The organism is Burkholderia sp. SR8, from assembly GCF_052851275.1.
The window spans coordinates 26,216-38,406 of sequence record NZ_JAULUC010000024.1 but is presented as its reverse complement, the minus strand read 5'-3'; the positions used below and the strand labels follow the sequence as shown (position 1 = coordinate 38,406).

Below are 12,191 nucleotides of genomic sequence, written 5' to 3'. Positions count from 1 at the left end.
GCCGACGACGAAACAGGGGTGCTTCGAGCGCGGCCGACGGGTAGTTCCCGGCAACGCGGCGAGGCTGAGAAAGACCCTTCGCACCCGATCCGGGTAATACCGGCGAGGGAAGTTTCTGATCCCGCCGGGCCGCGCTGGCTGCCATCCCACATGGTCAGCGCCCGAGTCCCGCCCGGCCGGCCTTTGCTGCCGGTTTCGTCCTTTTGGGTACGCGCTTCGCGCGTTACGGAAGGAATGATGACCGCTCAATCTTCAGTCTTTTGCGCTGTTCCCGATTCGCCGTCGTGTGCGTCCGCACGGGGCGGTGCGCGTGCGCCGACGTTCGTCGTGCATGCCCGCGCGATGAGCGGGGAGGGCGCGCGATGAACGTCCCCGCTTCGAGCGTCCATGGTTCCCGGCCGGATTTCGCGGTACTCGGCGGCGGCCTCGTCGGCCGCCTGATCGCATGGCGGCTCGCGGGCGACGGGCATCGCGTCGCGCTGTACGAGCGCGGCGGCCCGGACGGCGAGCAGTCGGCTGCATGGATCGCCGCCGCGATGCTCGCGCCGCTCGCCGAAGCGGCGAGCGCCGAACTGCTGATCACGGAGCTCGGCGCCGCGTCGCTCGCGCGCTGGCCGCAATGGCTCGCCGAGTTGCCCGAACCGGTGTTCTTCCAGCATCACGGCACGCTCGTCGTCTGGCATCACGCGGATCGCGCGGAGGCGCCGCTGTTCGAGCGGCGCGTGCGCGCGAACGCGCCGGCCGAGCTGTTCGACGGCGGTTTCGTCGCGCTGGCCGGCGCGCAGGTCGACGCGGCGGAGCCCGCGCTCGCCGGGCGCTTCGCGCGCGGGCTGATGCTGCCGCGCGAAGGACAGCTCGACAACCGGCAGGCGCTGCACGCGCTCGCGGCGGGCCTCGCGCAACGCGGCGTCGAGCTGCACTGGCACGCGACGATCGACGACGCGAACCGGCCCGACGCGCATTTCACGATCGACTGCCGCGGGCTCGGCGCCAAATCCGCGCTGCCGGCGCTGCGCGGCATCCGCGGCGAGGTTGCGCGCGTGCGGGCGCCCGGCATCGGCCTCACGCGGCCCGTGCGACTGCTGCATCCGCGCTATCCGCTGTACATCGCGCCGAAGCAGGACGACCTGTACGTGATCGGCGCGACCGAGGTCGAGGGCGAGGACATGTCGCCCGTCAGCGTGCGCTCCGCGCTCGAACTGCTGAGCGCGGCGTTCTCCGTGCATCCGGCCTTCGGCGAGGCGCGCATCCTCGAACTCAACGCGCAGTGCCGCCCGACGCTGCCCGATCACCGCCCGGCGGTGATCTGGGACGGCGCGACGACGCTGGCCGTCAACGGCCTGTACCGGCACGGCTTCATGATCGCGCCGGAAGTCGCGCATGCGGCGGCCGGCTTCGCGCAAGCCGCGCTCGGCGGCGCGTTCGCCGATGCCGACGCGTTCGACGCGTGGCGCGACGCCGCGCGCTGGCCGACGCTCCTTCATCACCGCGACGACGCGCGCCAGCCGGCCTGAGCGCGCACCGCCGACCGAATTCGATCAAGCCCCATGGACATCCAGATCAACCAACAGACGCTGACGCTGCCCGACGGCGCGACGGTGGCCGACGCGCTCGCCGCGTACGGCGCGCGGCCGCCGTACGCGGTCGCGCTGAACGGCAATTTCGTCGCGCGCACGCAGCATGCGGCGCGCGCGCTTGCGGCGGGCGACAAGCTCGACGTGGTGCACCCCGTCGCGGGCGGCTGAGCGCCGCCGGTCCGCCCACGCTCTTCCAGGAAAACGACATGACGTCCCTCACTTCCGCCGACGCGCTCACGCTCTACGGCGAAACCTTCGCAAGCCGCGTGCTGCTCGGCACGTCGCGCTATCCGTCGCTGCAGTCGCTGTCCGATTCGATCGCCGCGTCGCGTCCCGGGATGGTGACGGTCGCGCTACGCCGCCAGATGACCGGCGGCACCGCCGAAGCCGGCTTCTTCGACCTGCTCAAGCGCCACGCGGTGCCGCTGCTGCCGAACACGGCGGGCTGCCAGACCGTCGCCGAAGCGGTGACGACCGCGCACATGGCGCGCGAGGTGTTCGACACCGACTGGATCAAGCTCGAGCTGATCGGCGACGACTACACGCTGCAGCCCGACCCGGTCGGCCTGATCGAGGCCGCCGCGCAACTGGTCAAGGACGGCTTCAAGGTGCTGCCGTACTGCACCGAGGATCTCGTGATCGGCCGGCGCCTGCTCGATGCCGGCTGCGAGGCGCTGATGCCGTGGGGCGCGCCGATCGGCACCGGCAAGGGCGTCGTGAACCCGTACGGGCTGCGCGTGCTGCGCGAGCGGCTGCCGGACGTGCCGCTGATCGTCGATGCCGGGCTCGGCGTGCCGTCGCACGCATGCCAGGTGATGGAATGGGGCTTCGACGGCGTGCTGCTGAACACGGCCGTGTCGCAGGCCACGCACCCGGAAATCATGGCGCGGGCGTTCGCGCAGGGCGTCGAGGCCGGCCGTGCGGCCTACCTCGCCGGGCCGATGGATGCGCGCGAGACCGCGCACGCGAGCACGCCGGTCGTCGGGATGCCGTTCTGGCATCAGGACGGGGGCGGCGCATGAGCGCGCGCTTCGCCGACGCGTTCTGGCCGCCGGCCGACGAGCTGGCCGAAGCGGCCGAACGGATTCGCGCACGCCTCGGCGACTGGCCAACCGCCCCGACGCCGTGGCGGCTCTGCGTGGCGGCGCCCGACGTGCCGGCCGACGGCGACGTGCTGATCGTCTCGGCCGGCGACCGTGCCGCGCAGGCGCGTGCGTCCGCCGTGTCGCGCCCTGCATCGCCGGACGCCGTCGCGATCGAATTCGACGAGCGCGGCGCGACATTGCATGCCGCAGGCGTGCGCCACGCGCTGCAAGCCGCGCATCCGCTCGCCGACGACTGGATCGCGGCGCTGGCCGCGTTCCTCGACTGCGGTTTCGCGCCGGTCGACGCGCTCGTGCTCGCGCTCGCGTGGCGCGACGGCGACGAAACCCGCGATGCGGACGTGGACGCCGACGCGTGGCCGGTCGATGCCGCGCGGTTCCCGCGCGTTGCCGGCCTCGCCGCCGCGCCCGAGCCCGCATTCCCGCCGTGCCCGGCGCAGCTCGGCCTTTATCCGGTCGTTCCCGACGCCGAATGGGTCGAGCGCGTGCTCGGCTGCGGCGTGCGCACCGTGCAGCTGCGCGTGAAAGGCGCGAGCCCCGACGCGCTGCGCGAGGAAATCGCACGGGCGGTCGCGGCCGGTCGCCGCTATCCCGATGCGCGCGTGTTCGTCAACGATCACTGGCAGATCGCGGTAGAAGAGGGGGCGTACGGCGTACATCTGGGTCAGGAAGACCTGGAGACGGCCGATCTCGCGGCGATCGCGCGCGCCGGCCTGCGGCTCGGGCTGTCGAGCCACGGCTATTACGAGATGCTGCGGGCGTTGCACGAGCGTCCGAGCTATCTGGCGCTCGGCCCGGTCTACGCGACCGCGACCAAGTCCGTCGCCGCCCCGCCGCAGGGCCTCGCACGGATTACGCGCTATGCGCGCTTCGCCTGCGCGCGGGCGCCGCTCGTCGCGATCGGCGGCGTGGGGCTCGACGCGCTGCCGGCCGTCCTGGCGACGGGCGTCGGCAGCGTCGCGGTGGTCAGTGCGGTCACCGGCGCCAGCGATTATCGGGCGGCGATTGTTGCGTTGCAGCAATGTTTTGCCCGACAATTTGACAATCATTGACCGCAGGGCCCGGAACGGCTTCACGACATCATTCCAATGCAGGCCCTATAATTCGGCGTTCTGCGTAAAAGGACTGTCAGCTCCGTGAGCCCCACTCCTACCGACACACTGCTGGAACTTCGCGACGTCGACTTCGGCTATGGCGAGCGCCTCGTCCTGTCGAACCTGAACTTGCGCTTCGGGCGCGGCCAGGTCGTCGCCGTCATGGGCGGGTCGGGCTGCGGCAAGACGACCGTGCTGCGCCTGATCGGCGGCCTCGTGCGCGCGAACCGCGGCCAGGTGCTGTTCGACGGCGCCGACGTCGGCGCGCAGACGCGCGACGGCCTGTACGCGCTGCGCCGCAAGATGGGCATGCTGTTCCAGTTCGGCGCGCTCTTCACCGACATGTCGGTGTTCGAGAACGTCGCGTTCGCGCTGCGCGAACACACCGACCTGCCCGACGACCTGATCCGCGACCTCGTGCTGATGAAGCTGAACGCGGTCGGCCTGCGCGGCGCGCGCGATCTGATGCCGTCCGAGGTATCGGGCGGGATGGCGCGCCGCATCGCGCTCGCGCGTGCGATCGCGCTCGATCCGCAGCTCATCATGTACGACGAGCCGTTCGCGGGCCTCGATCCGATCTCGCTCGGCATTACCGCGAACCTGATCCGCACGCTGAACCAGGCGCTCGGCGCGACGTCGATCCTCGTCACGCACGACGTGCCGGAATCGTTCGCGATCGCCGATTACGTGTATTTTCTGGCCAATGGCGGCGTGCTCGCGCAGGGGACGCCCGACGAGCTGCGCGCATCGACCGATCCGAGCGTGCGCCAGTTCATCGACGGCGCGCCGGACGGCCCGTACAAATTTCATTACACGAGCCCGCCGCTGGCGGCGGATTTCGGGCTCGGCGGAGGGCGCGCATGATCAGCGCGATCGGACGTTACGTCATCGGCGGCCTCGAGCGCGCGGGCTACGGCACGCGGCTGTTCGTGCGCCTCGTGCTGGAATTCTTCCCGCTGCTGCGCCGGCCGCGGCTCGTCACGAAGCAGATCCACTTCCTCGGCAATTATTCGTTCGTGATCGTTGCCGTGTCGGGGCTGTTCGTCGGTTTCGTGCTCGGGCTGCAGGGCTATTACACGCTGAACCGCTATGGGTCCGAGCAGGCGCTCGGCCTGCTGGTCGCGCTGTCGCTGGTGCGCGAACTCGGCCCGGTCGTCACCGCGCTGCTGTTCGCGGGCCGCGCTGGCACGTCGCTGACGGCCGAGATCGGCCTGATGAAGGCCGGCGAGCAGCTCACCGCGCTCGAGATGATGGCCGTCGACCCGATCAAGACGGTGATCGCACCGCGCCTGTGGGCCGGCATCATCGCGATGCCGCTGCTCGCGGCGATCTTCAACGCGGTCGGCGTGCTCGGCGGCTATTTCGTCGGCGTCGTGCTGATCGGCGTCGATCCGGGCGCGTTCTGGTCGCAGATGCAAAGCGGGGTCCAGGTATGGGCCGACGTCGGCAACGGCGTGATCAAGAGCATCGTGTTCGGGTTCGCCGTGACCTTCATTGCACTGTTTCAAGGGTATGAAGCGAAGCCCACGCCAGAAGGCGTGTCGCGCGCGACGACCAAGACGGTCGTGTTCGCGTCGCTCGCCGTACTCGGCCTCGATTTCCTGCTGACCGCGCTGATGTTCAGCTAAGCCTCAGCCAAGCCAAATTTTGGGATGACGATGAAAAAGACTGCTCTCGACTTCTGGGTCGGCCTGTTCGTGGTGGTGGGCTTCCTTGCGGTGCTGTTCCTGGCGCTCAAGGTCGGCAACATGAGCTCGCTGTCGTTTCAGCCGACCTACTCGGTGAGGATGAAATTCGACAACATCGGCGGACTGAAGCCGCGCGCGGCCGTGAAGAGCGCGGGCGTCGTGGTCGGCCGCGTGAAATCGATCGGCTTCGATACCAACACCTATCAGGCGGTCGTGACGATCGACGTCGACGGCCAATATCAGTTTCCGAAGGATTCGTCCGCGAAGATCCTGACGTCGGGCCTGCTCGGCGAGCAGTACATCGGCCTCGATCCGGGCGGCGACACCGAAATGCTGAAGGCCGGCGATACGATCACGATGACGCAGTCGGCCATCGTGCTCGAGAACCTGATCGGCCAGTTCCTGTACAGCAAGGCAGCCGACGCGGGCGGCGCGAAGCCGGCGGCCGGCGCATCGGCACCGGCGGTACCGGCGGTGCCGGCCGCGCCCGCACCGGTGGCGGTGCCGGCGTCCGCGGTGTCCGGTTCGGCCAGCCAATAACCACACGAGAGAATGACAAGAGGGTAAAGACCATGCAGACGATCCGCATCAGGCACGCCGCGCTCGCCATGGCGGCAGTCGCCGCGTTGAGCGGTTGCGCGACCGTGCAGACGCCGACCAAGGGCGATCCGCTCGAAGGCTTCAACCGGACGATGTACAAGTTCAACGACACGGTCGACACGTACGCGCTGAAGCCGGTCGCGAAGGGTTACCAGTACGTGGTGCCGCAGCCCGTGCGCGACAGCGTGACGAACTTCTTCTCGAACATCGGCGACGTCTACATCGCGGCGAACAACATCGTGCAGCTGCGGATCGCGGACGGCGTCGGCGACATCATGCGCGTCGTGATCAACACGGTGTTCGGCGTCGGCGGCCTGTTCGACGTCGCGACGATCGCGAAACTGCCGAAGCACACGGCCGACTTCGGGATCACGATGGGCCGCTACGGGATGCCGTCGGGGCCGTATCTCGTGCTGCCGCTGCTCGGGCCGAGCACGCTGCGCGACACCGCCGGTCTCGGCGTCGACTACGTCGGCAATCCGCTCACTTACGTGAAGCCGGACGGCCTCAGCTGGGGCCTGTTCGGCGTGAACCTCGTGAACACGCGTGCGAACCTGCTCGGCGCCGGCGACGTGCTGGATGCCGCGGCGCTCGACAAGTACTCGTTCGTGCGCAACGCATACCTGCAGCGCCGGCAGATGCTGATCGACAACGCGCGCGGCGAAGCGTCGACGACGTCGAGCAACGACGCGCTGCCGAAGTACGACCTGCCGGACGACGGCGCGGCACCGGCGGCGGCCGGCGCGGCCGGTACGGCGGGCGCAGCGGCGGTCGGCGGCGCGACGGCGCCGGCCGGCGCGTCGGGCGCGGCCGTTGCTGCGCCGGCATCGGGCGCCGAGGCACCGAACCCGGCGAGCGCGACGAACGTGCCGGCGATGCAGATGACGCCGCCTGCACCGGGCGGCCTGCGCTTCCCGAGCATCAAGCTGCACTGACGAACTTACATTCGTTACAGCCGGAAACGATTCAGTCGGTAGCGTACGCGAACTTGCGCGTAAGCTACCGGCTCCAACCTTCGCATCGACTCTTCATGCAGGTCACTATGATGAAAAAACTGTTCCTGATCCCGGTATTCGCGGCGCTGTTCTCGTTCGGCAGCGCAGCTCACGCGCAAGTCGACCAGTCGAACCCGCAGGCGCTGATCAAGACGGCGACGCAGCAGGTGCTCGACGAGGTCAAGCAGCAGACGATCAAGCAGGGCGACACCAACCGCATCATCTCGATCGTCAACAAGGACATCCTGCCGTACACGGATTTCCGCCGCACGACGCAGCTCGCGATGGGCCGCAACTGGCGCACGGCCACGGCCGAGCAGCAACAGCAGGTTCAGGAGCAGTTCAAGCTGCTGCTGATCCGCACGTATTCGGGCGCACTCGCGCAACTGAAGCCGGACCAGCAGATCCAGTACCCGCCGTTCCGCGCCGATCCGGCCGACACCGACGTCGTCGTGAAGACGGTCGCGATGAACAACGGCCAGCCGGTCCAGATCGACTACCGCCTGTACAAGACGGCCAACGGCTGGAAGGTGTATGACCTGAACGTGCTGGGCGCGTGGCTGATCCAGACGTACCAGCAGCAGTTCAACGAGAAGATCCAGCAAAGCGGTGTGGACGGCCTGATCAAGTTCCTGACGCAGCGCAATCAGGAGCTTGCCGCGGGCAAGCAGGCGTCGTGAGCGGCTTCGCAGCCGCCTCCTCGCTGACCGTCGCGAGCGCGAAGTCCGCGCTCGCGGACGGTCTCGCGCGCATCGCAGCGGGCGCGACCGCCGTCGACTGCGCGGCGCTCACGCAGTTCGACTCGTCCGCGCTCGCCGTGCTGCTCGCATGGCAACGCGCCGCCAAGACGCGCGGCGCAACCCTCGCCATCCTCAATCTCCCTCCGAAGCTCGCCAGCCTCGCACGCGCGTACGGCGTCGACGCCCTCGTCGAAGGCACCGGGCGACATTGACGCTGTCCGACCGAAGCCTGCCGCGCCAGCCGGCGCGCGCACGCTTCAGGCCGCGCGCCCGCGGCGCCGGCTCCACCAGCCGGTTTGCCCTATAATCAAGCGTTTTGCGGGGCTGCCAATCGGCGTCCGGCCCCCATTTTCATTCGCAGCAAGCACAGAATAGGCGTCGCGGCCGTTGCGCCGCGCACAGTCATGTCAGCCATAGAAATCCGTCACGTCAAGAAGCGCTACAAATCGCTTCAGGCGCTCAAGGGCGTCAGCCTGTCGGTCGAGGAAGGCGAGTTTTTCGGTCTGCTCGGCCCCAACGGCGCAGGCAAGACCACGCTCATCAGTATCCTCGCCGGGCTCGCCCGGGCCGATGAAGGCAGTATCGCGGTGCGCGGCCACGACGTCGTCAAGGACTTCCGCGGCGCGCGCCGCGCGCTCGGCGTCGTGCCGCAGGAGCTCGTGTTCGACCCGTTCTTCACCGTCCGCGAGACGCTGCGGATCCAGTCCGGCTATTTCGGGCTGCGCCGCAACGACGACTGGATCGACGAAGTGATGGCCAATCTCGACCTCACCGAGAAGGCTGACGCGAACATGCGCGCGCTGTCGGGCGGGATGAAGCGCCGCGTGCTGGTCGCGCAGGCACTCGTGCACCGGCCGCCCGTGATCGTGCTCGACGAGCCGACCGCCGGCGTCGACGTCGAATTGCGCCAGACGCTGTGGAAATTCATCTCGCGGCTGAACCGCGAGGGCCACACGATCGTCCTGACCACCCATTACCTCGAGGAAGCCGAGTCGCTGTGCGACCGCATCGCGATGCTGCGTCGCGGTGAAGTCGTCGCGCTCGACCGCACCGACGCGCTGCTGCGCCGCTTCGCGGGGCTGCAGCTGTACCTGCGGCTCGCGACGGGCGCGCTGCCGGCCGAGCTGCGCGGGCTGGAAACGGACCCGGCTGCGCGTGCGCCGGGCGAGCACCTGCTGCGCCTCGCAAACTACGACGACGTCGAGCGCATCCTTGCGCAGTGCCGCGCGGCGGGCTGCACGTTCGACGAGATCGAGGTCCGCAAGGCGGATCTGGAGGATGTGTTCGTCCAGGTGATGAACGGAGCTGAAGTCGTCGAGGGACTGGCATGAGCGGTTTTCAAACGCTGTTCTACAAGGAACTGCTGCGTTTCTGGAAGGTGTCGTTCCAGACGGTGTGCGCGCCGATCGTCACGGCGCTGCTGTACCTGACGATCTTCGGCCATGCGCTGTCGGGCCGCGTCGAGGTATATCCGGGCGTCGAGTACGTGAGCTTCCTCGTGCCGGGCCTCGTGATGATGAGCGTGCTGCAGAACGCGTTCGCGAACAGCTCGTCGTCGCTGATCCAGTCGAAGATCACCGGCAACCTCGTGTTCGTGCTGCTGCCGCCGCTGTCCTACCGGGACATCTTCGGCGCGTACGTGCTCGCGTCCGTCGTGCGCGGGCTCGCGGTCGGCGCCGGCGTCTTCGTCGTCACGATCTGGTTTATCCCGATGCATTTCGCGGCGCCGTTGTTCATCATCGCGTTCGCGCTGCTCGGCTCGGCGATCCTCGGCACGCTCGGGCTGATCGCCGGGATCTGGGCCGAGAAGTTCGACCAGCTCGCCGCATTCCAGAACTTCCTGATCATGCCGCTGACGTTCCTGTCCGGCGTGTTCTATTCGACGCACTCGCTGCCGCCCGTGTGGCGCGAGATCTCGCGTCTCAACCCGTTTTTCTACATGATCGACGGCTTCCGTTACGGGTTCTTCGGCGCGTCCGACATCAACCCGTTCGCGAGCCTCGCGATCGTCACCGGTTTCTTCGTGCTGCTCGCGGTGTTCGCGATGCGGCTGCTCGCGACCGGCTACAAACTGCGTCATTGATATCGACGGCAGCGGCCGCCGCGGGCGGCGCGCGCCGACAGGAGCCCCTCATGTTGCCGACTCCCGAACAGGTCAAGCAATACATCGCCGGCGGTCTCGCCTGCACTCATCTGGAAGTCGAAGGCGACGGCCAGCATTTCTTCGCGACGATCGTGTCGGCGGCCTTCGAAGGCAAGCGGCCGATCCAGCGGCACCAGCTCGTCTATGCGGCGCTCGGCGATCGCATGAAGCAGGAAATCCACGCGCTCAGCATGAAGACGCTGACGCCCGCCGAATGGCAGAACGCATAAACCGGAACCACTGAGTGCAAGTCACCGTCAACGAGCGCGACGCCGTCCAGAGCGTCGCCACGGCACACCCGGCCGCCAACGGGGAATCGCAGGGACAGGGGATGGACAAGCTGGTGATTGAGGGTGGTCGCCGGCTGTCGGGCGAGATCGTCGTGTCGGGCGCGAAGAACGCCGCGCTGCCGATCCTGTGCGCGGGCCTGCTCAGCGCCGAGCCGGTCGAGCTCGACAACGTGCCGAACCTGAAGGATGTGCGCACCACGCTGAAGGTGCTGAACCAGATGGGCGTGAAGAGCGAAGCGGACGGCTGCCGCGTGCAGCTCGACGCATCGCGCGTCGACAACCTCGTCGCGCCGTACGAGCTCGTGAAGACGATGCGCGCGTCGATCCTCGTGCTCGGGCCGCTGCTCGCGCGCTTCGGCGAGGCGAAGGTGTCGCTGCCGGGCGGCTGCGCGATCGGCGCGCGTCCGGTCGACCAGCACATCAAGGGCCTGCAGGCGATGGGCGCCGAGATCAGCATCGAGCACGGCTTCATCGAAGCGCGCGCGAAGCGGCTGAAGGGCGCGCGCATCGTGACCGACATGATCACCGTGACGGGCACGGAAAACCTGCTGATGGCGGCGACGCTGGCTGACGGCGAGACGGTGATCGAGAACGCGGCGCGCGAGCCGGAAGTGAGCGATCTCGCACACTTGCTGGTCGCGATGGGCGCGAAAATCGACGGCATCGGCACCGACCGCCTCGTGATCCAGGGCGTCGAGCGGCTGCACGGCGCACGCCATTCGGTGATTCCGGACCGCATCGAGGCCGGCACGTTCCTGTGCGCGGTCGCGGCGGCGGGCGGCGACGTGCTGCTGACGGGCGTGCGCCCGCACATCCTCGACGCGGTGATCGACAAGCTGCGCGAGGCGGGCGTGTCGATCGAGGAAGGCGACAGCTGGCTGCGCGTGAAGATGGACCGCCGCCCGCAGGCGGTGACGATCCGCACGTCGGAATACCCGGCGTTCCCGACCGACATGCAGGCGCAGTTCATGGCCCTCAATTCGGTCGCGACGGGCACCGCGCAGGTCGTCGAGACCATTTTCGAGAACCGCTTCATGCACGTGCAGGAACTGAACCGGCTGGGTGCGAACATCACGATCGACGGCAACACCGCGCTCGTGACGGGCGTCGACAAGCTGTCCGGCGCGAACGTGATGGCGACCGACCTGCGCGCGTCGGCGAGCCTCGTGATCGCCGGGCTGCGCGCCGAAGGCGAAACGCTCGTCGACCGCATCTATCACCTCGATCGCGGCTACGACCGCATGGAAACCAAACTGACCGCCGTCGGCGCGAACGTGCGCCGCCTCTCCGGGAGCCAAGCATGACCGCGCCGCTGACCCTCGCCCTGTCGAAGGGCCGGATTTTCGAGGAAACCCTGCCGCTGCTGGCGGCCGCCGGCGTACAGGTCGCCGAGGATCCGGAAACGTCGCGCAAGCTGATCCTGCCGACGACCGATCCGAACCTGCGCGTGATCATCGTGCGCGCGAGCGACGTGCCGACCTACGTCGAATACGGCGCAGCCGACTTCGGTGTGGCCGGCAAGGACGTGCTGGTCGAGCACGGCGGCTCGGGCCTGTACCAGCCGATCGATCTGAACATCGCACGCTGCCGGATGTCGGTGGCCGTGCCGGCCGGTTTCGACTACGCGAACGCGGTGCGCCAGGGCGCGCGCCTGCGGGTCGCGACCAAGTACGTCGAAACGGCACGCGAACACTTCGCCGCGAAGGGCGTGCACGTCGACCTGATCAAGCTGTACGGCTCGATGGAGCTGGCGCCGCTCGTCGGGCTGGCCGACGCGATCGTCGACCTCGTCAGCTCGGGCGGCACGCTGAAGGCGAACAATCTGGTCGAGGTCGAGGAGATCATGGCGATCTCGTCGCGCCTCGTCGTGAACCAGGCTGCGCTGAAGTTGAAGCGCGCCGCGCTCAAACCGATTCTCGACGCGTTCGAACGCGCGTCGCAGAATGGCAATTGAGCGCATC

15 protein-coding genes and 1 riboswitch are annotated in these 12,191 nt (G+C 68.4%); all 15 genes read left to right on the top strand.

What is annotated here, in order from left to right:
* The first annotated feature begins 4 nt into the window (after nt 1-4).
* Nucleotides 5-128: riboswitch (TPP riboswitch) on the top strand.
* Nucleotides 129-362: 234 nt separating this feature from the next.
* Complete coding sequence (locus tag Q3A80_RS25250) at nt 363-1,514, top strand: FAD-dependent oxidoreductase (RefSeq protein WP_446331582.1); 1,152 nt, start codon at nt 363-365, stop codon at nt 1,512-1,514.
* A 33-nt stretch (nt 1,515-1,547) separates the two neighbouring features.
* Nucleotides 1,548-1,745 (top strand): sulfur carrier protein ThiS, encoded by a 198-nt coding sequence (gene thiS / locus Q3A80_RS25245; RefSeq protein WP_027783340.1) that lies wholly within the window; start codon nt 1,548-1,550, stop codon nt 1,743-1,745.
* A gap of 38 nt (nt 1,746-1,783) precedes the next feature.
* Nucleotides 1,784-2,599 (top strand): thiazole synthase, encoded by an 816-nt coding sequence (locus tag Q3A80_RS25240; RefSeq protein WP_446331581.1) that lies wholly within the window; start codon nt 1,784-1,786, stop codon nt 2,597-2,599.
* Entirely contained in the window at nt 2,596-3,732 is a 1,137-nt protein-coding gene (gene thiE, locus Q3A80_RS25235) for a thiamine phosphate synthase (protein ID WP_446331580.1), read from the top strand. The genes Q3A80_RS25240 and thiE overlap by 4 nt, the downstream gene beginning before the upstream one ends.
* Before the next feature lie 84 nt (nt 3,733-3,816).
* Nucleotides 3,817-4,638 carry an ABC transporter ATP-binding protein gene (locus Q3A80_RS25230; RefSeq protein ID WP_446331579.1) on the top strand — a complete coding sequence of 274 codons (822 nt, stop codon included), beginning with the start codon at nt 3,817-3,819 and terminating at the stop codon, nt 4,636-4,638.
* Nucleotides 4,635-5,402 carry a lipid asymmetry maintenance ABC transporter permease subunit MlaE gene (mlaE, locus tag Q3A80_RS25225; protein WP_446331578.1) on the top strand — a complete coding sequence of 256 codons (768 nt, stop codon included), beginning with the start codon at nt 4,635-4,637 and terminating at the stop codon, nt 5,400-5,402. The genes Q3A80_RS25230 and mlaE overlap by 4 nt, the downstream gene beginning before the upstream one ends.
* Before the next feature lie 24 nt (nt 5,403-5,426).
* Nucleotides 5,427-6,002: an outer membrane lipid asymmetry maintenance protein MlaD gene (mlaD, locus tag Q3A80_RS25220; RefSeq protein ID WP_446331577.1), complete on the top strand. Its 576-nt coding sequence runs from the start codon at nt 5,427-5,429 to the stop codon at nt 6,000-6,002.
* Nucleotides 6,003-6,034: 32 nt separating this feature from the next.
* A complete protein-coding gene (locus Q3A80_RS25215) occupies nt 6,035-6,997 on the top strand; it encodes an MlaA family lipoprotein (RefSeq protein ID WP_446331576.1) in 963 nt (320 codons plus the stop codon).
* A 110-nt stretch (nt 6,998-7,107) separates the two neighbouring features.
* Entirely contained in the window at nt 7,108-7,737 is a 630-nt protein-coding gene (locus tag Q3A80_RS25210; RefSeq protein WP_446331575.1) for an MlaC/ttg2D family ABC transporter substrate-binding protein, read from the top strand.
* Nucleotides 7,734-8,009: an STAS domain-containing protein gene (locus Q3A80_RS25205; RefSeq protein WP_446331574.1), complete on the top strand. Its 276-nt coding sequence runs from the start codon at nt 7,734-7,736 to the stop codon at nt 8,007-8,009. The genes Q3A80_RS25210 and Q3A80_RS25205 overlap by 4 nt, the downstream gene beginning before the upstream one ends.
* 192 nt (nt 8,010-8,201) lie before the next feature.
* The gene (locus Q3A80_RS25200) at nt 8,202-9,128 is read left to right on the top strand and encodes an ABC transporter ATP-binding protein (protein ID WP_446331573.1); all 927 of its coding nucleotides are present in this window, start codon (nt 8,202-8,204) and stop codon (nt 9,126-9,128) included.
* Complete coding sequence (locus tag Q3A80_RS25195) at nt 9,125-9,880, top strand: ABC transporter permease (protein ID WP_446331572.1); 756 nt, start codon at nt 9,125-9,127, stop codon at nt 9,878-9,880. Before Q3A80_RS25200 ends, Q3A80_RS25195 begins: the two co-directional genes overlap by 4 nt.
* Nucleotides 9,881-9,930: 50 nt before the next feature.
* Nucleotides 9,931-10,170 (top strand): BolA family protein, encoded by a 240-nt coding sequence (locus Q3A80_RS25190; RefSeq protein ID WP_006477131.1) that lies wholly within the window; start codon nt 9,931-9,933, stop codon nt 10,168-10,170.
* A gap of 14 nt (nt 10,171-10,184) precedes the next feature.
* Nucleotides 10,185-11,534 (top strand): UDP-N-acetylglucosamine 1-carboxyvinyltransferase, encoded by a 1,350-nt coding sequence (murA, locus tag Q3A80_RS25185; protein WP_446331571.1) that lies wholly within the window; start codon nt 10,185-10,187, stop codon nt 11,532-11,534.
* Complete coding sequence (gene hisG / locus Q3A80_RS25180; RefSeq protein ID WP_006751807.1) at nt 11,531-12,184, top strand: ATP phosphoribosyltransferase; 654 nt, start codon at nt 11,531-11,533, stop codon at nt 12,182-12,184. Before murA ends, hisG begins: the two co-directional genes overlap by 4 nt.
* Nucleotides 12,185-12,191: the final 7 nt, after the last annotated feature.

Coding starts and splice junctions, on each gene's coding strand:
- Q3A80_RS25200 (WP_446331573.1), top strand. CDS start 8,202: ATGTCAGCCATAGAAATCCGTCACGTCAAGAAGCGCTACAAATCGCTT.
- thiE (WP_446331580.1), top strand. CDS start 2,596: ATGAGCGCGCGCTTCGCCGACGCGTTCTGGCCGCCGGCCGACGAGCTG.
- mlaD (WP_446331577.1), top strand. CDS start 5,427: ATGACGATGAAAAAGACTGCTCTCGACTTCTGGGTCGGCCTGTTCGTG.
- thiS (WP_027783340.1), top strand. CDS start 1,548: ATGGACATCCAGATCAACCAACAGACGCTGACGCTGCCCGACGGCGCG.
- Q3A80_RS25195 (WP_446331572.1), top strand. CDS start 9,125: ATGAGCGGTTTTCAAACGCTGTTCTACAAGGAACTGCTGCGTTTCTGG.
- Q3A80_RS25210 (WP_446331575.1), top strand. CDS start 7,108: ATGAAAAAACTGTTCCTGATCCCGGTATTCGCGGCGCTGTTCTCGTTC.
- Q3A80_RS25215 (WP_446331576.1), top strand. CDS start 6,035: ATGCAGACGATCCGCATCAGGCACGCCGCGCTCGCCATGGCGGCAGTC.
- Q3A80_RS25240 (WP_446331581.1), top strand. CDS start 1,784: ATGACGTCCCTCACTTCCGCCGACGCGCTCACGCTCTACGGCGAAACC.
- mlaE (WP_446331578.1), top strand. CDS start 4,635: ATGATCAGCGCGATCGGACGTTACGTCATCGGCGGCCTCGAGCGCGCG.
- hisG (WP_006751807.1), top strand. CDS start 11,531: ATGACCGCGCCGCTGACCCTCGCCCTGTCGAAGGGCCGGATTTTCGAG.
- Q3A80_RS25190 (WP_006477131.1), top strand. CDS start 9,931: ATGTTGCCGACTCCCGAACAGGTCAAGCAATACATCGCCGGCGGTCTC.
- Q3A80_RS25250 (WP_446331582.1), top strand. CDS start 363: ATGAACGTCCCCGCTTCGAGCGTCCATGGTTCCCGGCCGGATTTCGCG.